Origin of the sequence: Microcoleus sp. CAWBG640 (genome assembly GCF_020883015.1) — a bacterium.
GTDB classification, from domain to species: Bacteria; Cyanobacteriota; Cyanobacteriia; order Cyanobacteriales; family Microcoleaceae; genus Microcoleus; species Microcoleus anatoxicus.
The window spans coordinates 1-23,656 of sequence record NZ_JAHRFC010000013.1; the positions used below are offsets into that span (position 1 = coordinate 1).

General features: G+C 43.9%; 18 protein-coding genes. 6 read left to right on the forward strand and 12 right to left on the reverse strand.

Going from position 1 to position 23,656, the window contains the following annotated elements; translation table 11 throughout:
- Positions 1 to 459, reverse strand: a 459-nt coding sequence (locus tag AAFP11_RS09210) for a Ycf51 family protein (RefSeq protein ID WP_341736776.1), incomplete at its 3' end; no start/stop codon positions are given.
- Between the two features lie 85 nt (positions 460 to 544).
- Entirely contained in the window at positions 545 to 1,927 is a 1,383-nt protein-coding gene (locus AAFP11_RS09215; protein WP_341736777.1) for a transposase, read from the reverse strand.
- A 65-nt stretch (positions 1,928 to 1,992) separates the two neighbouring features.
- On the opposite strand from AAFP11_RS09215, the gene AAFP11_RS09220 reads away from it, so the two are divergent.
- On the forward strand, positions 1,993 to 2,238 hold the full coding sequence (locus AAFP11_RS09220) for a hypothetical protein (RefSeq protein WP_340520374.1): 246 nt from the start codon (positions 1,993 to 1,995) through the stop codon (positions 2,236 to 2,238).
- A gap of 80 nt (positions 2,239 to 2,318) precedes the next feature.
- Here AAFP11_RS09220 and AAFP11_RS09225 read toward each other — a convergent pair whose 3' ends face one another.
- The 6 genes from AAFP11_RS09225 to AAFP11_RS09250 form a co-directional block, all read right to left on the reverse strand.
- Positions 2,319 to 3,800 (reverse strand): hypothetical protein, encoded by a 1,482-nt coding sequence (locus AAFP11_RS09225; protein WP_341736778.1) that lies wholly within the window; start codon positions 3,798 to 3,800, stop codon positions 2,319 to 2,321.
- A 231-nt stretch (positions 3,801 to 4,031) separates the two neighbouring features.
- Positions 4,032 to 5,090: an adenylate/guanylate cyclase domain-containing protein gene (locus tag AAFP11_RS09230; protein ID WP_341736779.1), complete on the reverse strand. Its 1,059-nt coding sequence runs from the start codon at positions 5,088 to 5,090 to the stop codon at positions 4,032 to 4,034.
- On the reverse strand, positions 5,087 to 5,461 hold the full coding sequence (locus AAFP11_RS09235; RefSeq protein WP_341736780.1) for a response regulator: 375 nt from the start codon (positions 5,459 to 5,461) through the stop codon (positions 5,087 to 5,089). Before AAFP11_RS09235 ends, AAFP11_RS09230 begins: the two co-directional genes overlap by 4 nt.
- Positions 5,454 to 9,161, reverse strand: coding sequence for a response regulator (locus tag AAFP11_RS09240; RefSeq protein ID WP_341736781.1), 3,708 nt, complete (start codon positions 9,159 to 9,161; stop codon positions 5,454 to 5,456). Before AAFP11_RS09240 ends, AAFP11_RS09235 begins: the two co-directional genes overlap by 8 nt.
- Before the next feature lie 83 nt (positions 9,162 to 9,244).
- Positions 9,245 to 11,740: an MASE1 domain-containing protein gene (locus AAFP11_RS09245; protein ID WP_341736782.1), complete on the reverse strand. Its 2,496-nt coding sequence runs from the start codon at positions 11,738 to 11,740 to the stop codon at positions 9,245 to 9,247.
- A 201-nt stretch (positions 11,741 to 11,941) separates the two neighbouring features.
- Positions 11,942 to 13,054 carry an AI-2E family transporter gene (locus AAFP11_RS09250; RefSeq protein ID WP_341736783.1) on the reverse strand — a complete coding sequence of 371 codons (1,113 nt, stop codon included), beginning with the start codon at positions 13,052 to 13,054 and terminating at the stop codon, positions 11,942 to 11,944.
- 126 nt (positions 13,055 to 13,180) lie between these two features.
- Between AAFP11_RS09250 and AAFP11_RS09255 the strand changes: the two genes are divergently transcribed.
- The 3 genes from AAFP11_RS09255 to AAFP11_RS09265 are packed head-to-tail and all read left to right on the forward strand — an operon-like array spanning position 13,181 to position 14,749.
- On the forward strand, positions 13,181 to 14,140 hold the full coding sequence (locus AAFP11_RS09255) for an alpha/beta fold hydrolase (protein ID WP_341736784.1): 960 nt from the start codon (positions 13,181 to 13,183) through the stop codon (positions 14,138 to 14,140).
- A gap of 34 nt (positions 14,141 to 14,174) precedes the next feature.
- Positions 14,175 to 14,405: a DUF433 domain-containing protein gene (locus AAFP11_RS09260; RefSeq protein WP_341736785.1), complete on the forward strand. Its 231-nt coding sequence runs from the start codon at positions 14,175 to 14,177 to the stop codon at positions 14,403 to 14,405.
- An 11-nt stretch (positions 14,406 to 14,416) separates the two neighbouring features.
- On the forward strand, positions 14,417 to 14,749 hold the full coding sequence (locus tag AAFP11_RS09265) for a DUF5615 family PIN-like protein (RefSeq protein ID WP_341736786.1): 333 nt from the start codon (positions 14,417 to 14,419) through the stop codon (positions 14,747 to 14,749).
- Between the two features lie 9 nt (positions 14,750 to 14,758).
- Here AAFP11_RS09265 and cysS read toward each other — a convergent pair whose 3' ends face one another.
- The 3 genes from cysS to AAFP11_RS09280 all read right to left on the reverse strand — a co-directional run bounded on the left by cysS (position 14,759) and on the right by AAFP11_RS09280 (position 17,225).
- Positions 14,759 to 16,342: a cysteine--tRNA ligase gene (cysS, locus tag AAFP11_RS09270; RefSeq protein ID WP_341736787.1), complete on the reverse strand. Its 1,584-nt coding sequence runs from the start codon at positions 16,340 to 16,342 to the stop codon at positions 14,759 to 14,761.
- A gap of 387 nt (positions 16,343 to 16,729) precedes the next feature.
- Positions 16,730 to 17,071: a XisI protein gene (locus AAFP11_RS09275; protein WP_341736788.1), complete on the reverse strand. Its 342-nt coding sequence runs from the start codon at positions 17,069 to 17,071 to the stop codon at positions 16,730 to 16,732.
- Positions 17,072 to 17,078: 7 nt separating this feature from the next.
- Positions 17,079 to 17,225 carry an element excision factor XisH family protein gene (locus tag AAFP11_RS09280; protein WP_341736789.1) on the reverse strand — a complete coding sequence of 49 codons (147 nt, stop codon included), beginning with the start codon at positions 17,223 to 17,225 and terminating at the stop codon, positions 17,079 to 17,081.
- Positions 17,226 to 17,377: 152 nt separating this feature from the next.
- Here AAFP11_RS09280 and AAFP11_RS09285 point away from each other — a divergent pair, with 152 nt between their 5' ends.
- Both AAFP11_RS09285 and AAFP11_RS09290 read left to right on the forward strand, forming a co-directional pair.
- On the forward strand, positions 17,378 to 18,589 hold the full coding sequence (locus AAFP11_RS09285; protein ID WP_341736790.1) for a DUF4367 domain-containing protein: 1,212 nt from the start codon (positions 17,378 to 17,380) through the stop codon (positions 18,587 to 18,589).
- An 18-nt stretch (positions 18,590 to 18,607) separates the two neighbouring features.
- Positions 18,608 to 19,681, forward strand: a complete 1,074-nt coding sequence (locus tag AAFP11_RS09290) for a hypothetical protein (RefSeq protein WP_341736791.1) — start codon at positions 18,608 to 18,610, stop codon at positions 19,679 to 19,681.
- Positions 19,682 to 19,772: 91 nt separating this feature from the next.
- Here the strand turns inward: AAFP11_RS09290 and AAFP11_RS09295 are convergent, their stop codons facing one another.
- Complete coding sequence (locus tag AAFP11_RS09295) at positions 19,773 to 23,642, reverse strand: cytochrome D1 domain-containing protein (protein ID WP_341736792.1); 3,870 nt, start codon at positions 23,640 to 23,642, stop codon at positions 19,773 to 19,775.
- Positions 23,643 to 23,656 lie beyond the last annotated feature (14 nt).

The window sequence follows — 23,656 nt, forward strand, 5'->3', positions numbered from 1 at the left end:
GTCATCATATCGAGTAGCGAGCGATCGCCTCACCTCTCCCAAAAACAGTGGCTGGGAGACTCCTGGCTCTGGATGTATAATTGTCCGTACCTTAATAGTCATGTAGTCTCTGCCACGTCCAGAGCGGCCTGGGGAGTACAAATCCGCAGCAGCTTGCTGCATCGTCGCTTCCAACTCTGATGGGGCGATAGTCGGTGGCACGGTAATTACAGTTTGAGCGCCGCCTGTATCGTAAACTAGAGAATAGCGCACAGCACCGGGAATTTCTGTGCGAGTAAACAATCCTAAACCGAGGCCAAATATACTAGCAGCAATTACTGCCATAAAGCTAGTAACTCCTACCAAGCGGAAGCGAAAACCCCACTGCAAGATAAAGGCAATCACCGTGAAAACAGCGAAAGCCACTGTGAGAATTCCTGCCCATTGGGCGTACATTAAAAGGTTAGAATTTACGTTCATTCGATATTTCTGTATTTGTTGACTGTTATTTGTTATTTGTTATTGGTTAAAAGAGTGACATACTCCCACGTCAAGCCGAGTACAGCTATGACGTGGGCATCTTTGCAGCCCTACTAAGGGTATACAAAATTTCCTTCTGGTACGCTTCATCCATAGTTCCTACTATAGAAAGATTCCCACCACGGCTTTTTATACTGGGGAAAATGTCCAACCCCAGTCTCTTTAAATTAATCGCGGCATTAATATCGCGGTCAACCATCAGAGAGTTTTGCTCATCCCAATAATCTCGAATACTGCAATGGGTGAAAATAATTTCATTCCGATAACTGAGTACCATTGAGGTATAAGCAGGTTTTTTTGAAATGACAACTGCTCCAGCTTTTGCGGCTATGTAGTCCAGTGTCTTGAAAAATTGACCGAATCCAGCATCCAGCCAAGACTTGTTCAGTCCTGACTTAACTGATTGACCATTGGGGAGGTAAGTCCCATCATCATCTTGTTTTACCTTGTTCCGCTTGGTTAAACCCTTCAGATTTAGGTCTTCATGGAAAAAGAATTTAGCACCTGTTCGTACAAGCTTGTGAGCAACTTTGTACTGAAAGTCTTGGCGAGAACGAGCAATTCGTTGATGCAGACGCGCCTCTTTTTTAGCCAACTTTCGCCTAGCCTTGCTTCCTCTTTTACGCTTGTTCCGTTTGGTCGAAATCCGGTCTAGCTTAGCTTGGTTCTTGCGTAGTGGCTTGAGTGAAGATAGCTTTTTACCCTCAGATGTTGCTAGATAAACATTCTCATGAAGTACCGCGTCCAAACCAATTGAGTTGTCCCAAGTTGGCATAACCCCATCGGGGGTGAACTCAGGCACTGATGTGTCTTCAAGCATTAATTGAATGAACCAACCATCAGCTTTTCTAGTGACACTAGCTTGCTTGAGAGTAAATCCATCTGGGATGGAGCGGTGCATCCGAACTTTGACAACCCCTAGTTTTGGTAGTCGAATATAAAGCCAGTCATTGCGGACTAGCTTAATCCAATCATCGCTAGCAGTTGCAAAAGCCATTGTCCGGTAGTCCGCTTCAGTTTTAAAGCGAGGTCTACCTGATTTCCCACCTTTACTATCGCCGATGATAAATCGCTCAAATGTTTTGTCTACTCGTTTGGAAACATCTTGCAAGACCGTAGAATCTACTTGCTTAAAATCCAACAATTCACCACTATGACCAACTTTTACCAAGTCTTTTTTGATAACTGGTAGTAAAGCTTTTTGGTTGTAGTAATTAGGCTTTTCCCTAGGATTAGAAATACTGCTGATTAGTGGACAAGCATCAATACCAGTCCGATTCATATCCCACCAATCGAATCTGTCGCCTAACTGGCGATTATACCAATAACGGCAAATCCTCAGCCAGTGATTGAGCTTCTGTTTTTGATTAGTGTCTGGATAGAATTGATACTGATACGTTACTTTCATCGCGTTACGACCTTTACGCTTTACTTAAAGCTAGCCTATCAGGATGTACATTTAGTGTCAAGCAAATGAGCTCATATTTTATTCCTAAGGCTAGATGGGTTTCCGACCTCAAATTTCGCTTAGTGTTAACGACTAAGTATTGTCACAAAGTTCTCGCAGATACAATGCCGATCGGACTTGAAGTGATATTTAAAGATTTGCTCGTCTCGTCATCCGCCCGCTTACTGCTAACATCTTTGATTGTTAGATTGCAAGTGGGCGGAATCCTCGCCTCACACGCCTTTCATCCCACACTAACCGAGGCGGTATAGTGTGGGGATTCCCGTCTGTTTAGCTAATTAACCGCTTATAAAAACCTAGGTAAACCAGGGTAAGCTCTGCGGTATAAGCTTTAAACGTTCTTTCTTAGTGCTTGCGCTTCCTCGGTGTCGAGGTTGACCAAGAAACTCCAGTTAGAAACGCTATAATAATCACAGCGACGTGATATTACAGCCGAACGTTTGATCTTTTTATTCAGTTGGTTCCACTCGCTCCAAACGTGCTTTTCCGGGTTCATCTCGGAATAGGCGGTTAAGGAGCGAGGTATTTTTTCACTCTTATTCATGGCCCTGCGAGCAATCACCAGTGCAGCCGATTCGTCGCTGGCTAAGCCATACATTTTTAAGTATTTCACCAAGCCGATAATGCTTGAGTAAGCTGGGTTGACTGCAATTAGCTCAATTCCGCGATTCGACAAAATAGAACTGAGTTGTTTGTAGAACTCACTATATGCCCAGCCCGATAACATCCGCGCATACTTTCTACTTTCCTCCCCTAGAGATTGCTTTTTTGTTGAGAAATCTAGTTCTTCGCAAACTACGGGACATTCCAATTCCGTGGCTCTTACTGCTAGTTGCAGGCAGGCATTAACAATCTGAGCCTGCTGTTTGCCATTTGGTAAGCCCATCTGCAAGGGAATCTGCCCTTTGGCTTTGAGATTTCCTTCAGTATCAACATACGCCCACCCAATAGAACCAGGATTCATATCGATACCAATGCAACCGTACATCCTATTTCTAGAAACTTGATTCACAGGCTTGGGAGTAAATTGCACGGCAATCACCCACTTTCCGTTTTTACGGTAGAAGTGCCAGGTCTTAGCCCCGCATTCTGGTAGTCTATTTATGTTGCGATTGAAATCACCAACCTCGGAAGATACAGCTTTCCCGAATCGTGACTCTAAGCATTTGGGGACTCTAAAAGTTATTTCGCTCCCATTCCACTGGGAGACTTGATTGCCAAAAGACTCGTCTTTAGAGCCGACGACAAAAATATCACCGTGAGGGACGACGACTTTGATTGGCTTGACTCTTAAGTGTTCGATCCTATTCGTTAACAGGGTCAGTCTACGCTTTTTATTGTGTATTTGAAAGCGTAAACTCTGCCAATTGGTAGATTTGTATTGGAGCGAGCAAGCTATGGGAAAATTACAACCTGTCTTTGAATTATGCCATTTTTTATTGGCATAAAATTTACGGGCTAATGCCAACTTACGTTCGGCTTTCTTGAGCCATGCACTAATGGATTTAATCTTGATTTCAAGAGTCTTTATGTGTAAAACTCTGTGTTCTTTAGCGCCGGCTACACGACATGAGGCCGCACTAATTACGCCATTTGCATGGCGCTTATTGATGCTGTAGGTTTGCTGTAAGTGTGTGTTCCAGTCGGACTTGTTGCATTCTGTATTTAAAAGTAAGTGGTTGACTGTTTCAATACTTGCCGCCCTGAAAATTGGGGCGTAAGCTTCTAAGAACATCTCGAAATCTGTAAATCCAAGTTCGTTGAGTTCATCTGCTGGCGTGAGCAAGCCTTTACAATAAGTTAAGGTAGCCATTGATTCGACCTCTCAATGTGGTTGCATCCTAGTATATTAATCGCTTCGCGCAGGATTTGCAAGTTTTTCAATGAGTTTCTTTTATTTCCGAAACGTCGCTGGCGAGGTCTTTTTCAAAGGTTACACCTTCTCTTTTGATCGAAATCATCAACGCTAATTAGTCTGTTCGTCAATTTACCGAGAATTTAGTAACTAAAACCTAGGTAAATCTAGGTAAAATGTCAACTGCTGTTAACCCTTTGGACCCAACAGCAGATAAGTAATCATATCTCCTTTGCCCTTCACATGAAGCACGCCTTGATTCTGGAAAATGTACTTATCCCGTAGCCGTTCGTAGGTAGCAACTGTCACCTGAATCCCTCCGGGTACACCTTGAGATTCCATCCGAGAAGCGATATTTACTGTATCTCCCCATAAATCATAGGTAAACTTTTTAGTACCAATTACCCCAGCTTCCACTGGGCCTGTATTGATACCGATGCGGATGCTGAGTGGTCGATCGCCTTTGGTTCGCATCTTGCTAATGGCTGCTAGAATGTCGATCGCCATAGAGGCGATCGCCTCAGCATGATTGTCACTGGGTGTGGGCAAACCACCAACTACCATATAAGCATCGCCGATGGTCTTAATTTTCTCAAGTCCGTAGCGATCGGCCAACTCATCAAATTTCGAGAAAATCTGGTTGAGCAATTCCACCAACTCCGCGGGGGATAAGTGAGTCGAAAGCTTAGTAAAACCAACCAAATCTGCAAACATCACAGTCACGTCAGAGAAACTGTCGGCGATCGTAATTTCTCCCTGTTTGAGGCGTTCGGCGATCGCCTGGGGTAAGATATTCAGCAGCAAACGCTCGGACTTCCCCTGTTCCTCGGCTAACTCCTGTAAATAAGCTTGCTCATGATCGCGCAGCCGTTTTTTTTCCAGACAAGCACTAATCCTGGCCTTCAATAGCACCGGATTAAAGGGTTTAGAAAGATAATCTTCCGCCCCCAACTCGATACAACGGACGATACTGTCAATATCGTCCACCGCCGAAATCATAATCACTGGGATGTAGCGCAATCTCTCATCCGCCTTCAGGTTTTCCAGGACTTGATACCCGTTCATTTGGGGCATCATAATGTCAAGCAGAACCAAATCAAAAGGCGCAGAGCGCATCAATTCTAGAGCTTGGACACCATCTTCAGCAACTGTCACCGCGTGGCCTTGACGCTGAAGTCTGCGGGCCAGTAAATCGCGGTTTACTTCATTGTCGTCAACAACTAGAACTCTGCTCTCATCACCTTTCATGTCATAGCCTCTTTCAGAAGCAGTTCAATCTTACCCAAAAGTCGCGGAAATTCCACAGGTTTGGTGTCGTAGTCGTCACAACCAGCATCTAAACACTTTTCTCGATCGCCTGCCATAGCATGAGCCGTCAGGGCAATCACCGGAATCCTGCTAGTTTCTGGAGCCGCCTTAATTTGCCTGGTTGCTTGCCATCCATCGAGCACTGGCAAACTCATATCCATGAGAATCAAATCCGGTACTTTGGCAATCGCCATGGACACTCCCTCGGCACCGTCCACTGCAATAAACACCTCGTGTCCCTTGCGAGCTAGGCGTCTTGACAGCATATCTCTGTTCATTTCGTTATCTTCGACCAACAGGATTTTAGCCATTGGTTCCCTCCTTGTCTTTCGAGCCGTACCTGCGATCGAATCTGTCATTCACTATAGAACGAACGTCGCGCAGCAAAGTATCGCAACTGTAGACTCCCTTAAATAGCACGCGATCGACACAACCATTTAGCTGTTGGCTTTCGGCTGGTGTCAAATCTTTACCCGTGATCACAATAATCGGTATTGGATCTCCAGAGTTCAATTTGCGAACTTCGGTAATCAACTCAAAGCCATCCATTTCTGGCAACATCAAATCCAGTAGGATCAGGTTGGGTCGGGAAACGTCTAGGCGATCGAGAGCAGCGCGCCCACTATCGGCTTCGGTTACTGCCCAGCCCTGTTTTTCTAGTATGCGTCGCAGTATTCTGCGGGTGGCAACATCATCTTCCACAATTAGGATCTGACAGCTCAAATTGTTATTTGCCCGGTTGTCTTGGTGGCGTCGGTACTTCCTCAACAAAGTAGCCAGCCTTTTGCCGTCCACTGGCTTGGTGAGATAGTCCGATGCACCCAATGCAAAGCCGAGGCTTTTGTTGCCAACAAAGGATAGCAGGATTACGGGAATTTCTGCAAGGTCTGGATCTGCCTTCAGGGCTGAGAGCACTGCCCAGCCGTCCATTCCCGGCATCATCACGTCGAGAGTAATGGCATCCGGGTGCAGTTCCTTGGCGAGGGCTAAGGCTTGCTCCCCGTTGGTGGCGAGTTCTATGTGTAGTCCTTGGCGAGTCAGAGCGCGTTGGATCAAATCCCGCGAAATCGCGTCATCGTCAACGACTAGAATAGTCCCTATCGTATTTGAACCCAGGGGGCTGCTGCTGTCTGGGACGGTGTTTTCTGGTATTTCCGGCAGTTTGATTTGGCTGGGTAGGATGACGGTGAAAGCGCTGCCGATACCCAATTTGCTGTTGGCTTCTATGGTGCCACCCATCATCTGACAGAAGCGCTGGCTGATAGCCAATCCTAAACCTGTGCCCCCGTACTTACGGGTTGTTGAAGCATCAGCTTGGGTGAAAGGTAGGAAAACTCGCTGCAATTGTTCTGGACTCATGCCGATTCCGGTGTCGGCGACACGGAAACTTAAAAATTCCGAATTGGAAATTAAAATTTGACCAGATTCCTCTTGATTTTTGATTCTTAACTCTTCATTTTTAATTTTTTCGACTCCGATCGCAATCTTTCCATTTTGGGTAAATTTAGCGGCATTACTCAGCAGGTTCAGTAGTACCTGTCGCACTTTTGTCATGTCTGCGTGCATGGTGTCGAGATTGTCAGGGCAGTAAATTTCTAGGATGTTGCCGTTTTTTTCGATCAGTGGGAGTGCGGTAGCCACCGCACTCTGTATGAGGGATGGGATGTCAAAGGTTTCTAGGTACAGTTCCATTCTCCCGGCTTCAATTTTAGAGATATCTAAGATGTCGTCGATCAGGGATAGCAGGTGTTTGCCGGCGGTGCGGATTTTTTCTAGATCCGGGACTGAGGCCTCGTTCCCAGAGTCTTCGGCTTCTTCTTGAAGCATTTCGCTGTAGCCGATGATCGCGTTGAGGGGTGTACGGAGTTCGTGGCTCATGTTGGCCAGAAATGTACTTTTGGCACGGTTTGCTGATTCTGCTGCTTCTAGAGCCTGGTGGAGGGCTGATTCAGCTTGTTTGCGATCGGTGATGTCTTCTACAGTACCTTCGTAGTATAGAACGTTGCCGTTGTCGTCGCAGATGCTGCGGGCGTTTTCAGCAATCCAGATTTGGGTACCATCTCGGCGGTATACTTGCGACTCAAATTTGGAGATTTCACCGACATCAGCCATGACTGCAATCAAGTCTGCTCGTCGGTGGGGGGCGCTGTAAAATTGGCTGTTGGCATCTGCCAGTTCGTTTTGCATTTGGGTGCAGGAATCGTAACCGTAGATGCGGGCTAGTGCGGTGTTGGCACTAATGTAACGCCCGTCTGGGGTGATTTGGAATATGCCTTCCACTGCGTTTTCAAAGATGCTGCGGTATTTTGTTTCGGCTTGTCTCAGGGCGGATTCTGCTCGCTGGCGCTCTAGGGCATTGGCGAGCATTTCTCCTACTATTTTGAGCTGGGTGCATATTTCAGGCGATCGACTTGTTGTTTCTTTTTGGCTATCGAATCCTATAAATCCGATTAATTCTTTACTGCAAACTAGGGGAATAATTATCAATGACCGCAGGCTTTTGATAGCTTCTTTAATTGGAAATTTTTGCAGGGATTCTCCCAGGGATGCCAAGGATTTCAGGGAGTTATTATTAGGATTTTTAAATTGGTATTTGTGGCTTGATTCCGCTGCTTCATTTTCGTCAAAATATGCTACTTCTAATATTTTTATTTCCTCTATTTCGTTTATTTCTGGAATGTATAAGCTTTCAAATTTTGCTATTTTTCCCCCTAGCCAAGGGATTTGTTCAACTGATATTTCTGGTCTTTTTTCTCTCAGGGACTGTCTCCCTGTTTGACACCATTCGTAGCTGTTTTTAAATTTATTTTTGTCTGGGGATAACAGGTAGATGTAACTGCGATCGAAGCTGGTTTTTATGGCGATCGCTTCTAGGGCTTGAACGATACCTCCCTCTATTTCTGATACTGACTGGCTGATAAAATGTGTTGATAAACTGGTAATTAATTGGTCGAACTCAACTCGCTCTTGCAACGCTTTTTCTACTCTTTTACGTTCGGTAACATCTCGAAAACTCCAGACTCTGCCTACTATTTTTGAGCCGACTTTTGAGGGCAGGGAATGTAATTCTAGAATTTTCCCATCTTTAAATTCTAATAAGTCGTCTATTTGAGTATCTGGATGAGCCGACACTTTCATCACATTTTTGAGAAATCCTTGGGGGTATTTTAATTGGCGCAGGGCAAAGGGAAAGCTGGTTTTAGTGGGTTTTTGCAGAGTGCCGACAGTCGATCGACTTAATTGCTGTGCTTCCGACAAACCCCACATTTCGAGAAAATTTTGATTGTAGTTACACACGTTACCATTATTGTCAACAGCAATAATACCCGCATCCGTGGATTCTAAAACTGATTGTAGCATAGAGAGCGATCGCTCTTTTTCTCTAGCAACTCGCTTTTGTTCGCCGATGTCAAAAAATACTACGACGGAGATGTTAGCGCCACCATCGGCGGGATTGAAAAAATAGGAAACGGGTAAAATTTTCCCATCGCGGCAGAGAAATTCGTCCTCTGAATTACTGTAAGGTTGACCAGAGGCGATCGCCTCTTGTAAAGATAGTTTAGTGGCGATCGGTGACTGTTGGCTCTTGTTTGCTTCCTGTGGCTGGGAACTTACAACCTTTGATTTTTTGCCTTTCCTCTGTTTGGAGGCGATGCGCGAAGCCAGCACCACCCCTGCGAGTTCCGACTCTCGCCATCCCAACAGGCGTTCGGCTTCTGGGTTAACACCAATCACAATTCCCTCAGCATCCAGGATAAAAAGTCCTGCACCTAAGTTGTTGACAGTGGCCCGCAGTCGATGGATTTCTGAAACCTGTGGAGCATCGAGAGCAGACTGTAGCGCTTCTGGCTCCGAGTTTTCTGAAGCTGGTTTCACCAACACCCGCTGGTCATTGCTGTGATAGCTTTGACCGATCTCTTCTAAAAATCGCTCCCACTGCTCGGCAGTCGGAAGGGTAGAATGGTCGGTTAAATTAAGTTGTGCGAGTTGGCGCTGGAGGTGAGGATGCATAATTTATCGTGCTTTGTAAGCAACTTTCTTAAGTATAGGTAGTCGAGTGTCAATTACTCTAAATTTTCAGCCCAAATCTAACATTAAAAATCAATTGTCGAAGTTTCGCTGAACTTGGCTGGAAGCCTAATTGTAAAAATAGAGCCTTGATTCAACTCGCTGATAGCTGTAACATCTCCGCCCATCATTTTGCAGTATTTTTTTGTAATTGTCAGTCCCAAACCTGTTCCACCATACTTTTTGGTGCTGGAAGAATCGCCTTGGGTAAATGGCTCGAACACTCTGGCTAATTGCTCGTGAGTCATACCGATGCCAGTATCTTTGACAGTGAAAATGATCCAGTCTTGAAATGTAGACTGGAGAGATATCCCAGGTGCATTATTTTCTTGTCCTCCATCAACAGGCTCTGATACTGTAGACTCTTCGGTAGTTTGGACTTGTTGGCGGGTAATGGCGAAAGTCACCACCCCAGAGAAAGTAAATTTAGAGGCATTGCTCAGAAGATTCAGCAAGCACTCGCGGAGTTTAGTCAAATCTGTATACATATCGCCAATATCGTCATCACATTGTATGTCTAAAATATTAGAATTTTTGTCTGCTTGCAGGGCAATCATAGCAGCCACATCCTCAACCAAACTTAAGATACTGAAATTTTCCAGGTCTAGTTTCATGCGACCAGCTTCAATCTTAGAAAAGTCAAGAATATCTTTAATAATTGCTAGCAAGTGTTGACCTGCGGTGCTAATTCTCTTGAGGTCATCGACAAACTCTTCGGCACCAAGGTCTTGGGCATCTTCTTGTAGAAGTTCGCTGTAGCCAATAATCGCATTCAGCGGGGTTCTCAGTTCGTGGCTCATGTTGGCGAGAAATTCACTTTTGGAGCGATTTGCCGCTTCGGCTGCTTCTTTGTCGCGGCGGAATTCTTCGGCTCGTTTGCGTTCGGTGATGTCGCTGGTCATGATTAAAACGCACTGGGTGCTGCCCAGGTAAATCAGTTCCACCGACAGCAGCCAGTCGCGTTCTTCGCCTGTTTTGGTGCGAATTAATACTTCTTCATTGCTGATGGAATTTTGCGATTGCAAAGTCTGGGCCAGTCGCGGTCCGTCTTCTGGGTTGACCCACATTTTCAACTCGTCGGCATTGTGGCCGAGGAAGTCGCTGCGTTCCCAGCCTAGCTGGCGCAAAAAGCTTTCATTGGCATCTAGAAAACAGCCGTCTGTGAGGGTGCAGATGCTGATGCCGACTGGTGATGCGTGAAAAGCCTTGGAAAATCTCTCTTCGGAGGAACGGAGGGCTGCTTCGGCTCGCTTGCGGTCTGTGATGTCTTGGACAGTGCTGCTGATATAGGTAGAGTTGACGGCGGCTTGTTCGCAGACGGTACGCTGGCAGCCGTCGGGGAGTAATAGTCGGTAGTCGATGCTATAGGGCTGTTTTTGAAATAAAGCAGCTTCAATGGATGTCTTGACTAATTGTCGATCGTCTGGATGTACATATTCCCAGAAAGCTTCTAGGCTGGGTTCAAAGCTTCTGGGCGGTTGTCCCAGGATGCGGTAAATTTCATCAGACCAGCGCAGTTGTGTGGTAATGCGGTCTAGGTCCCAGTTGCCCAACTGGGCGATGCGCTGCGCATTGGCGAGGCTGGCTTCGCTAGCTCGCAGGAAGGTTTCTGCTTGGCGACGTTCGGCTACGGTGGCGGCTAAGACTAAGCCTGTAACGGCGATGACTGCAATGAATGCTTGCAGGGATAAAAGTGCTTGGGGGATACTGCTAGCGTGTTTGAGAAAAGGGCCGCTACCTCTGGCTATGCCCCAGATGGCGAAGCCGCACAGGATGAAGTTGGAGAGGGCGGTGTAGCGCTGACCAAATCGAAAGGCGGCCCAAACTACTAGGGGAAAGGGTAGGTATTCGAGGGGATAGCGGGCGTAGGCGGCACGGGTGCGGGAGCAGAAGACTAGCCAGCCAACGGCTAGCAGTAGCAGCAGCCAAATAGCGCGTTCGACAATCTGCTGGCGATCGGCTTTGATGGAGGGTAATTCACGCCAAGTCAGGATCAGGGGGGCGATGAGCAAAATTCCCATGGCGTCTCCCACCCACCAAGTCGCCCAAATTCTGCCAAAATTGCTCCAGCTAGATAAGCCTGTGAGACATTGGACGAGGCTGCCGATGGTGGAGTTGATCAGGGTAGAGCCGAAGGCTGCTAGTCCGACTATTCCTAAGATGTCTTTGAGTCGATCGAGTCCGGCGCTGAAGTGAAGCCGTTGCAGCAGGTAAGTTCCTGTCCATGCTTGCAAAGCTCTGCCGCTGGCGGAGATGAAGGCGCTGGCGATGTTAGTTGAAGGGTCGCTCATGCTAAACAGGAAGCCGCCGATGGCGACGCCTGGCCACAGTTGACGCCCGAATAGCAGGAGTGCAACTTGGGCAATTCCTGCTGCTGGCCACATGGGGGATACTTCTGAACTCAGTGTGAGTGTGGAAATGGCGAATTTGGACGCCAAAAAGTAGATGAGGGCGATCGCCCCTACTGAGAGGAAGTACCGCCAGGAATGTCCTTTGATTGTGTGAAGGAACTTTTTCTGCATTGTCGTTGGGGGAACAGGTGGAGAGTCGTTGGGGTATCACTTCGGATACTCGAGTTCGCAGAATTTGTCAGGTATCTGGGTAGTCTATTTTTGTAGCTACGCTGACTTATTCCCAAAGCCCAGGCTGTTTGGCATCCTTCAGCAAGAGTGTATTCTCCAAATTCTAACCCTTGACCCTAGACCTATTGTGGTTAATTGCTGTCACATCGAAGGTGTCACAGGTGGTAAGTCCGAATTTTTTTTAGCCTGAGTTAATGCTGACCTATGTTCGCCCCTAAGCTTGGGTTTTAAATACAAGTTTTCAATCAAAGCAGCAACTCCTGCAAACCAAGGTGGCACAATCACCGCCCCGATAATTCCCAATACTTGAACCCCTCCTAAAACCGATAATAATTGATACAAAGGATGAACTCCTACGGAGGAACCGACCAATAAAGGATCGAGGACGTAAGTTTCTAAGTTTTGGACGATCGCAAATAATAGCAATACCCATAAAAGTACCCAACCACCTTTAGCTAATGCTACGATTAATGCTGGCACTGCTCCCAATACCGGGCCGATGAAGGGAATTAGGTTGGTCACGCCTGCGATCGCACCTAAGCCTAAAGAAAATTCCGGCATTCCCAAAATGCTCAAACCTGTGGTAATGAATAGGCCTAAAATCCCGGAAACTAAAAATCGCCCGCGAATGTAACTTCCCATTCTTTGACCAATCGGTGTAGCTTGGGCTGCTAATCTTTCATCCCAAGGTTTGGGGAAAAATTGTACTAAACTGTTAATTAAGGTTTCGCTGTCGGCTACCATGTAACCTGAAATAAATAAGGCTAAAACTAAACTGAAGAAACCGCCCAGAATGCCTCTGGTTAAACTATAGGATCGCAAAACCAGTTGTTGACTCGATCGAATCAGCCAATTAGTCAAAGATTGAGTATCCAACAATTGTCCCACCAAGCTTGGTGCATCGTCAGTCAAGCGACTTGCTAAGCTCGTGGCGGCGGTTTCTAGACTTTCGGCATAAACTGGTAACTGTCGCAGCAGTAATTCTATTTGTTCGATGACTGTGGGGCCAATTAATACTACAGTGCCACTAAATCCGCCGATGAGAGCTAAATAAACCATAATCACTGCCAGCCAGCGGGGAATCCGCCTGGTTTCGGCCCAATTGACTATGGGTACGATGGAAGCCGCAAGCACGACTGAGATCATGATAATTACTAACAGGCTCCGCAATTGCCACAGCAGCAATAACAGCAAGGAAGATGCTATGATGAGCAGCAAGTTAGGTAAAGAAATAGTTATCCGCTGTTCTGACATAATTAAATAATAAATGTAGTCTAAGAGGGTGGGTTTATCTATCTCTTCTTTTACCCAAAATTGTTAGGGTGAAAGCCGCCCCTACTTATACTATAATAAAAACTAACTTCTGCACAAAAAAATAATATGCAACCGCAATCTTCAACTCAAGATGTGTCAGCCATTTTGTCGATAAAATCACCAACGCTGTTTTATGAGTGGCAAAATTATCGCTGTGCTTATGAAGTTTACCGCCCAACTACTGCCACTGAAGATAGCATTCCTTTGTTATTAATTCATCCTATAGGAGTTGGTTTGTCAAGGGTCTTTTGGCATAGATTTTGCGAAAGTTGGAACCAAGCAGGCCAGAGCAATCCGATTTACAATCCCGATCTTTTGGGTTGTGGGGAATGCGAAATGCCTGCTGTAGCCTGCTATCCCGACGATTGGGCGGCACAGTTGCAGTTTTTCTTGGAGACTGTAGTCAAAAAACCTGCGATCGTCCTGGTGCAAGGTGCTTTATTATCAGTAGCCTTAGCTTTAGCAAAAATTGAGCAGGAAAGCAGTTTGAATTTAATGCAGGGGCTAGTGCTGGCTGGACCTCCGGCTTGGGGGGTGATGAACAAACATTCTACCGCACAGCAGCAAAGAATTGTGTGGAATTTGTTAGATTCTCCCTTGGGAAATGCGTTTTACCGCTACGCCAGACGCACCGAATTTCTGCGCTCTTTTTCCATTAAACAACTGTTTGGGGATGCGGCAAAAGTTGACAGCGAATGGCTGGATGCTTTGCAGGCTGGGGCGGCTAATCCTGACAGCCGTCATGCGGTTTTCTCGTTTTTAGCGGGTTTTTGGCGGCAGGATTATAGTAGCACTATCCAAAAGTGCGATCGGTCTACACTCGTCATCATGGGAGAACAAGCTTCCAGTATTAGTCAAGCTGGTAAGGAAGAAAAACCAGAGGAAAGATTAGCGCAATATTTAGCTAATTTTCCCAGTGCGGAAGGTTTATTAATGCCGGGGCGCAATGTTTTGCCTTATGAGTCTACCGCAGAATTTGTGGGTGCTGTGGCGAAGTTTGTGAAGAAGTTAAATAATCTAGGCTAAACTTAAATAAAAGTGTACTCAACTCGGTTTTGTTATGAGTTATCGGAACATCATTACGATTGAACCAGGTAAACGCGGTGGAAAGCCTTGCATCAGGCGAATGCGAATTACGGTATATGATGTGTTGGGTTGGCTGGCTGCGGGAATGTCTCATGGAGAGATTATCGACGACTTTCCAGAGTTGACGGAGCTCGACATTCGAGCGTGTTTAGAATTTGCTGCTGACAGAGAACGTTGTCTGATTGCTGTGGTAGGTGGCGTCTGAAACTGCTGTTTATGAAACTTCTATTTGACCAAAACTTAAGCCGGAAACTCGTAACTCTACTTGCTGATATTTTTCCTGAATCTAGTCATGTTCAGTTCCATAATCTAACCGAAATAGATGATAGCGAGATTTGGGAGTTTGCAAAGTCTGAAGGCTTTTGTATTGTAACGCAGGACGCGGACTTTGCTGAACGAAGTCGTCTTTACGGATCACCTCCAAAAGTGATTTGGCTGCGATGCGGTAATGCACCGACAAGTAGCGTGGAAGCAATCTTTCGGTGTGGAGTTGAAACAATTCAAGAATTTATGGAAAACAGCGCATTAGATTGTCTTGAACTGTACTAATGGGATTTTTTAACCGCGGTGCCAGATTGTTGTACCATCCTTTTGGTCTATCAAAGTAATGCCTTTATCCTTAAGTTCATCACGAAGGCGATCGCCCTCAGCAAAATTCTTAGCCTTCCGCGCATCCTTCCGCTGCTGAATCATCGCCTCAATATCCTCATCAGTTAATCCCCTTATGATTGTACCTCTACCAATACCAGAAATTTGTAAAGTGAGATTGATATTCCCACTTAGCACGTGGTGACTGGGTTTTTTAAATCCTAAAATTTCGGTTAACTTAACAAGATTCTGCCACTTTTGTTGCAACACTTCCGAAGGTATTTCCGTTTTTCCCCCATGTACAATTATATTCCTTTCGCGCCGCAATTCCTTCGCCAATTCAAACAGAACAGCTAAAGCATTCGGAGTATTGAAATCATCATCCATCGCAGCTCTAAATTGCTGTACAGCCTCACTCTCCACTATGGGCAAGTCCAGAATTTTATCTGCATCCCAGCCCAATTGGGAACCGTGCACATCACCAAAAAGTAGACTTTCTTGAAGAGTATGCCAGCCATTTTTTGCAGAGGCGATCGCCTCTTCAGTAAAATCAATCTGACTGCGGTACTGCGCCATCAACACAAACAGCCTCACCGCCATCGGCTCAACCGCTTTCGCATCATTCTTACTCCCCCCCTTACCAAGGGGGGGCTGGGGGGAGTTAGATTCCAAATCACCCGACCAATTCCCCTCCAACAAATCGCGAATTGTAATAAAATTGTGCAACGACTTAGACATCTTTTTGCCATTGACAGTCACAAAAGCATTGTGCATCCAATAATTAGCAAGAGATTTCCCCGTCGCCGCTTCAGATTGAGCGATTTCGTTCTCGTGGTGCGGAAAAGTTAAATCGGAACCACCGCAGTGAATGTCAATAGTTTCACCCAAGCAATCGCGCACCATCGCCGAACATTCAATGTGCCATCCGGGGCGGCCTTTTCCCCAAGATGAATCCCATGCAGGTTCACCGGGTTTAGCGCTTTTCCATAGAGCAAAATCAGACGAATCTCGCTTTTTTTGAGCCTCTATTTCTGCGATTTCCAATCTGCCGCTAGCCCCAGCCTGCATTTCTTCCAACTTGCGGCCGGAAAGTTTTCCGTAATCGGCAAACTGCCTCACATTGTAGTAAACATCGCCGCCAGAAGCGTAGGCATAACCTTTATTTTCTAATTCGTGAATCAGCCGTTTTATGCCATCCATCGAGTGAGTGGCGCGGGGATATTCATCGGCCCTGAGAATATTCAGCTTGTCCATGTCTGCAAAATATTCGTCGATGAAGCGTTGGGCTACGGCTTCCATTGTGGAATTTGTTTCGCGGGCGCGATCGAGTATTTTGTCATCAATATCGGTAAAATTCTGGACGTAGCGAACATCGTATCCGCGCCACATCAGATAGCGGCGCACCATGTCCCATACAATGTAAGCGCGGGCGTGGCCGACGTGGCAGTAATCGTACACCGTAACGCCGCAGCAGTACATCCGTACCTTTTTTGGTTCGATCGGCTCAAAAGGTGATTCGCGACGGGTCAAGCTGTTGTAAAGCGTTAGGGGCATGGGATTTGAGATATGGGATTGATGTACTGCTGTAATTTATTATATTACGGTTGGTGAATGTTTCGATGTTGTTGCGAAATCCTCGGCGGTTGAAACCGCCGCTACATAAACGAAGATATCGTAGGGTGCGTCGCCATCAGTCATCTATTTGGGAACCTGAAAAATCTGATAGCGACGCACCCTACAAGGACTCTCGTTACCGACAATATATCATCTCAGTAGATATCGTAGGTGCGTCGCCATCAGTCATCTATTTGGGAACCTGAAAAATCTGATACCGACGCACCCTACAAGGACTAATTTTGTTCGTCAATTGCTGGAAGAAAGTGCTAGTTAGCATTTGAACAAGCGGGAGGCAAAATTAGAGTTTGCTAGGTAAGGAGGTTTTTAGGCAACAGCAAAATCTGTCAAAGGGCGATCGTCTGGATGGTGAAAAGCCAGCACTATATCGATTTGAGGAACTCCTTCTTTTAAGAGTTCGTTGGCGATTCCTTCTTCTGTCCAATCTTCTTCTATCCAAATTTTATCATTTTTAATCTGGATGTGAACTGTAATTCCTCTGATTCTTTTATTTTGTTGCCATCCTACCTGAAACCAAAGATATTGATCGTGTTTTTCGTCAAAGGCTAGAAGCATCTCTGTATTGGCTGTGGTTTGGTTTGCGATTAGGCGATCGTACTCGCTCAAAATCTTTTTGATTAGAGTGCGATAGTTCTCTATCTTATCCATTGGCTAATTACCTCAGATTGAATTTCCACCCTTCTTTGATGAGCCCTTGTTTGACAGTATCGTGGTAGAGATCCTTGGCAGGCATATTCGGTTTGGGCGATCGAGCTTCACTACCGATTATACAGGATTGACGTAAAATATCTGCTGTATTCACAAATTTACTTTTTTGTCAAGACTGGTAAAAGTAGAAATTTTGCGATCGGGCTGAGAAGCCGACTTATTTAGTTAGATTTATCTGCGTAAAACATCCTGATGACTCTGCCTGAGAGTCGGAATTGATGCTATACATACAAATAAATCTTAAACATGAAACTAAATTTGGCAATCCCTGGATTATTGATCGCACTGTTAGTTGGCTGTAACGACACTACGACAGTTGCACCAACAGTATCACCAAGCGCCACACCCAGCCCGACACCCACTCCGGTAGTATCTGAAAAAACATCAACACCCAAACCAACAATCACTCCGGTAGTATCTAAAAAAGCATCAACACCAAAAGCAACAACCACTCCAGTAGTATCTGAAAAAACATCAACACCAAAAGCAACAACCACTCCAGTAGTATCTGAAAAAACACCAACATCCATACCCACAGCCACAAATTTACCTAATCCTTTTGATAGCGATTCATTCCCTAAAGCAGGTTGTGGCGATCGAATGCCAACTGACAAGAAAACAGATACAATTAAGTTATATCCAGTATTCGTCGATTACAGCGACAGCAATTTACAAACTATTAAGGCTAATTATTGTGGAGATGCTTTAAAAATAACCACAAAAGATAAGGGCAAATACGTTATACAAGTCGCATCTTTCACTGACGAAAAACGTGTTAATCAATTTAAGGAATTTCTGGCACGTAAGTTAGGGAATACCAGTGTAGAGGTAGGTGAGGCTACCGTCATAGGTGGTAAGCCAATACCAAAATCTACTAAAAATGCAGCTAAAGCCGCACAACCCACAGGTGATCAACAAAGTCAAGATAAAAAAGCTGATAATGTAGTTGGTGCTGATAATTCACCATATGCGATCGGAAAAGCTGCAAAACTAACTACTCAAGAAGTCGAGAAGTTGGTGTCTTTAGAAAAAAGCGACTTAGTGCTAAAGGATAAATTAAAGATGGAAAGATTAAAACTCAAAGCTATTGTTCCAACTTATATTCCTCCTGGATTTAAAGTTAAAAAATTATACGCTTGGAAAGATTCAAATAATAGTTACTATCGTATTGAATATAGTAATTCAAGCGATTCTAGGTTTGAAATTGCCAGTGCTTGTTGTTTTTGTGGTGATGAACCTTTAGGATACAAGGAGATTGAAGTAAATTCAAAAGAATTAGGAAAAATCATTGTTGCATATACATATTTTGATAATGACATAAATAAATCACATCTAGTATGTGCTACTGGCATTTTATACAACAAAAACACAAATCGTGAATACTCTTTTTCTACCGAAACTATTAATATTAGAGAAGCAATCAAAATCGTTGAATCGCTCCAATACCTGAATCCTTAACCCGATCTAAAAAACAATATGAAACTAAATACATTGATGATTGGACTCCTGATTGGCTTTCTAGTGGCCTGCGATCGAACTCAGACTAACTCTAAAGTACAGTCAACACCACAACCGCAAAAAGTCGATCGATTGCCAGAGACGAAAACCAGTCAACCCACGAATCCTTTTGACAGCATTTCGTTCCCGCAAGCAAGTTGTAGCGATAAACTACCCAAGGACGCCAAAGCAGATAATTTCAAGACTTATCCTGTTTGGATGCCTTTTTACAACAGTATGAATGTTGATGTAGAAACTGTACAATCTAAATTTTGTGGAGATGCTGATTACAACAAAACTAGGATAGACAAAGAAGGGACATTTATCCTAGTAGCGCAATTTTCTAGTCAGGAACGCGCATATCAATTTCAACAAGTTCTAGTTCCTAAGTTGGATGGTGTTGAAGTAGGAGAAGCTATAATCACGGCTACTAAGCGGAAACCTCAGCCGACAAAAGATGCTGTAGCTAAAGCTTCACAACTAATACCACAGCAAGTAGAACAGTTGAAAAATATTGTATTCAAAGACAGTCTGGGTAAACTACACAAAGTTGATGCAGTTTTACCAACTTATCTTCCCCCAGGATTTAAACTTCATAGCTTTAAACCTGAAGTTCCTCCTAAAGATCCATACGGCTATGACGTAAAGTATCAAATTTCTTATAAGAATGCGAGTAATAATAGTTTTACAATCACTGCTTACGCAGAAGGCCCTGGTGCAGGGGGACCTCCTTATGCCCCAAAACTTAAAGCAGTTAATTCACCTGCTTTTGGTGAAGTGATTATTGGATACAAAGAATTTGATAAAACTTCTGATAAGTCTTCTATAGACGTTATTATAAGTGCTCGTCCACCATTACCTAATAATACATCAGAAAATAGTCCATCAGATGGTGATAGTTCTGCGTGGAATTATCATTTACATTCCGATACTCTAAGTCTTGCAGAAGCCACAAAAATTGTTGAGTCTCTCTCGTATCTCTATCCAGATGAGCCACGTAATATAACGTTGAGCAATGACCTTAGCAACGATCCGCAGTGGGCACCGCAATAGTAGGTTGACTTAAGGAAAGAAACCCAACATTCTTGTTTCGGCAAGCTTTGGGTTTCAATTCGTTCAAGCCAACCTACAAGATGTTGATAATTCATTTAGGATTGCTATCTTTATTACGGCAGACTTCCAATCTATCTTTTGCTTGTCTAGAATTTTCAAGATATCCTTTCAGCCAGTCACAGCCTTCAGCCAACAATCGATCTAGATCCTTAACCGGCCATGACTGCAACTCACCGCTATCACCACCGGCAACAATTGAGCGTCCATCAGAGCTAAAACTGATATCCCAAACTGAACCTTTTTCGATTTTAAACTCAAAAACTTGCCGTCCCAGCCAGTCCCAAAGTTTAACCGTTCCATCCTTTCCTCCTGTCGCAATATACTTGCCATCCGAGCTAAAAGTTACAGCTTGAATTTCTCTTTGATAAGTAAATAACTTAAGTTTTTCTTGACCTGATAAATCCCAGACTTTAAGTTCACTATTGTCATCTGCTGTAGCCAGGTATTTTCCATCAGAGCTAAAACTCAAACTCCGAATTTTTCCTTGATCTCCAGACCAGATTTTAATTTTGTTCACTTTATTATCAGACAACTTCCACAGTCCAATCGTGTCGTCCCATGCAGCAGTAGCTATAAGCTCTTGTTTGGGATGAAAGCTAACTTGATACACTAAATCTTTATGACCTTCTAACGTTGCAATTTTTTTGGCAATTTTTTCACCATCCCAACTCCAAATTTTAGGCGTTTGATTTGCGCCTGTTGTAGCAATATACTTTCCATTTGAACTGAAACTAAGACTAGAAATAAAAGAATTGCCTTGCTTTTCTTTCAATTGTCTGATTAACTGTCCCGATAAATCCCAAATTTTAGCAATTCCCTCTTCTCCACCTGAAATCAAAAACTTGCTATCTGGACTAAACGTTATACTCAAAATACGACCTCTATTATCAGCCTTAAATTCTTTGTTTATCTGCTTATTAGTAGACAAGTCCCACAATCTGACAAAACCATTATTGTCTCCAGAAGCCATTCGCGTTCCATCAGGACTGATACTCAGAGTATTGACATCGCTTTGATGACCTTTAAATTGAGTCGTTTGAGTCTTTTGTCGATCTGATAAATTCCAAATTCTAGTTTTACCATCTTTTCCCGCAGAAGCTAGATACTGACCGTCTGGACTAAAACTAGCACTTAAAACCTTGCGCTCATGCCCTTTAAACCGATAGATTTCCTGTCCAGACAAGAAGTCCCATACTCTAACTGTTCCATCTTCTGAAGTTGTAACGAGACGCTTGCCATCAGGACTAAAACTTACAAAACTCACTAAACCCTGATGCCCTTCTAGCTTTTTCTGTTCTTGTCCAGATAAGTTCCAAATACGTGCTACATTGTCTTCCCCTGCTGTAGCTAAAAGTTGTCCATTTGGACTGAAACTGACATGATAAACTGGTTTCCCATTATGTGGTGTTATTATGGAACCTACTGGTTTTCCTGATAAGTCTGAGAATCTGACCGTGCCATCATATCCAGCCGTAGCAATTTTCTTCCCATCAGGACTAAAAGTTATACTATTAATTTTTATTACTTTGTATCCTTCTAATTGAACCGAACTTTTAGTGGATAAGTCCCAGATGCGAGCAATCCCATAATCGCCTGCTGTGGCTAGTTTTTTATTATCGGGACTAAAACTGACACTTTTAACTCCGCCCTCTTTCTCTAACAAAGTAATTTTTAAGTTGCCGAATAAGTCCCAAATTTTGATTTTACCATCCTCACCGGATGTAGCAATCGTTTTACCATCAGAGCTAAAGCTGACACTATTTACACCATTAACCCTACCGTCATGTGCTTTTATTGGTTTAATAATTTGTTTTCCTGATAAATTCCAGAGTCGGAGTGTCCCATCTTGTCCTGCGGTGGCGATGTACTTGCTGTCGAGACTGAAGCTAAGACTTTTTATTATTTCTTGATTCGTATTAAATGTATTTTTTTCGTGAATTTTGTCTAGGATTTCTCGTAAAACTGATATTGGTCTAATTGTGGGATACTTTTCAAGCGGACGATTGTCTTTTACTTGTTCTTTTAACTCTTTTCCTGCTTGTATTGCCGAGAGTAAACCTTGTATTTGGTTATTGGCAAATTGTCTGACAATGCTATTACTTTGCTGTTCTAGCTGTGTACCTTTTTGAGTTTCTGTCAGTCCTTTCCATGCTGCACCTACTACTGTTAACGCGACAACCACGATTACAGCTAGTCCAGAAAGCCCACTGCGAATTATTTGTTTTTTTTCCTGCTTGCCTTCAGTAACAATCTGAGTCTTTTCCTGTCCGGCTTGAGCGATAAGCTGTGTTTTTTCTTGTTCAGCTTGAGTAAGGATCTGCGTCTTTTCTTGCTCAGCTTGAGCGATGAGCTGTGTCTTTTCTTGTTCAGCTTGAGTAAGGATCTGCGTTTTTTCTTGCTCAGCTTGAGTAATAATATATTTCTTTTCCTGTTGCGCTTCAGTTAATTGAGCTTCAGCTTGTTGTTTCGCCTCCGCTAATGTCTTGTTCTTTTCATAGATTGTACGAAGTTCAAATTCTTTCTTTTTACGTATAGCTTCCTCATTTCTAAAAACTTGTAAGCTGATCTTAATGTATTGACGCTCGTCAGGATCTGTTATATAATTTCGATACTTTTTGAGGAAGTTTCGAGCTTCATTTAAAGAAAATCCTCGCAACAATGCACCATTATCTTTTTGGCTAATTTTCCACTGATTTATATTTGCCCGTAACCGTTCTTGCCAGGTACGGAATTCGCGATCGCCATCTATCCAATCTTTTAAAATTTTCCATTTTGTGATTAACGTTTCATGGATAACTTCAACTGTTTCTTCAGAAGCAGAATTAGATTCTTGAAGATTACCGGTGGGAGTTGCCTCTAATGTTCTACTTCCTGTCACAACCAGACGTGCATCGGCTAGCTTGGCAACGACATCCCAATTATCAGTTCCCACTTCTGAACGAGTTGCCAATCTTCGTGTATCTTCTGTTCCTTGTCCTGGATAGACTAATTGAATAAAAATCTGTTGTGCTTTTAGCTGTTCTGCCGGATTCAGATCATTATACTGCTTTTGTGCGTGCTTAGCTAAGGCATTTTCTACTCCACCAATGTCCTCATAAGCCTGATAGGTTAACTCAAACTCACCATCAACCTGTTTTTTTTCTGTCCATAACTCCGTCAAAGCAAACTCTAGTAGAGGTAAATTACCTGCTTTACCTTCTACCGCATTGAGAATACGTTCAGTTAATTTAGCTGCAATTTTTACCTTATGCTTTACAGGTTCTTCAATGACAGCTTTCAACTCCTGACGATTCATCGGTAGCAGCCATTTGTGGTCTGATTTTGACCAAGCTTCCGCAAAAGGTTGATATGACAGTACAAATGGTATAAAATCAGCCCTCAAAGTCAGGAGAAGAGTATAATTACAATTATGCTGTTCTTTAATAGCATTCAGAATTTGGTTTAAAAAATTGTGTCGATCTTCTTCTTTAACATCTGGCTTATACAGTTCTTCAAACTGATCGATTACCAATAAAAAACGTTTTTTTGAATATTTTGTTAAAGTGCGAGTGAGCGCCTCCGACAAAGGGATATGTGATTGCTCAAGTGCTTTTGACAACTTGTTACTCTCTATCAGTTTTTCAGTCTCAGTCATTTGAGTTTCCAACTGGCGAAGAAGTGCTGATGCCAAGTTACTAAAAGCATTTTTATTGGGAGAACCAGGACGAAAAGACTCAATTAGCCAAGTTCCCTCTGCCCGCAACCGAGGAATGAGTCCAGCAAACACAACAGAAGATTTTCCACTTCCAGACGCACCAATTACAGGTACTAAAGGATGTTTTTTCACAGCCTCTACTAATTGCTGTGTAAACTCCTCCCGCCCAAAAAATAAGTCTTTATCTTGTTCTGTAAATGCTGACAAGCCCCGATACGGGC

Coding starts and splice junctions, on each gene's coding strand:
- AAFP11_RS09215 (WP_341736777.1), bottom strand. CDS start 1,927: ATGAAAGTAACGTATCAGTATCAATTCTATCCAGACACTAATCAAAAA.
- AAFP11_RS09220 (WP_340520374.1), top strand. CDS start 1,993: ATGAGCTCATATTTTATTCCTAAGGCTAGATGGGTTTCCGACCTCAAA.
- AAFP11_RS09225 (WP_341736778.1), bottom strand. CDS start 3,800: ATGGCTACCTTAACTTATTGTAAAGGCTTGCTCACGCCAGCAGATGAA.
- AAFP11_RS09230 (WP_341736779.1), bottom strand. CDS start 5,090: ATGAAAGGTGATGAGAGCAGAGTTCTAGTTGTTGACGACAATGAAGTA.
- AAFP11_RS09235 (WP_341736780.1), bottom strand. CDS start 5,461: ATGGCTAAAATCCTGTTGGTCGAAGATAACGAAATGAACAGAGATATG.
- AAFP11_RS09240 (WP_341736781.1), bottom strand. CDS start 9,161: ATGCATCCTCACCTCCAGCGCCAACTCGCACAACTTAATTTAACCGAC.
- AAFP11_RS09245 (WP_341736782.1), bottom strand. CDS start 11,740: ATGCAGAAAAAGTTCCTTCACACAATCAAAGGACATTCCTGGCGGTAC.
- AAFP11_RS09250 (WP_341736783.1), bottom strand. CDS start 13,054: ATGTCAGAACAGCGGATAACTATTTCTTTACCTAACTTGCTGCTCATC.
- AAFP11_RS09255 (WP_341736784.1), top strand. CDS start 13,181: ATGCAACCGCAATCTTCAACTCAAGATGTGTCAGCCATTTTGTCGATA.
- AAFP11_RS09260 (WP_341736785.1), top strand. CDS start 14,175: ATGAGTTATCGGAACATCATTACGATTGAACCAGGTAAACGCGGTGGA.
- AAFP11_RS09265 (WP_341736786.1), top strand. CDS start 14,417: ATGAAACTTCTATTTGACCAAAACTTAAGCCGGAAACTCGTAACTCTA.
- cysS (WP_341736787.1), bottom strand. CDS start 16,342: ATGCCCCTAACGCTTTACAACAGCTTGACCCGTCGCGAATCACCTTTT.
- AAFP11_RS09275 (WP_341736788.1), bottom strand. CDS start 17,071: ATGGATAAGATAGAGAACTATCGCACTCTAATCAAAAAGATTTTGAGC.
- AAFP11_RS09285 (WP_341736790.1), top strand. CDS start 17,378: ATGAAACTAAATTTGGCAATCCCTGGATTATTGATCGCACTGTTAGTT.
- AAFP11_RS09290 (WP_341736791.1), top strand. CDS start 18,608: ATGAAACTAAATACATTGATGATTGGACTCCTGATTGGCTTTCTAGTG.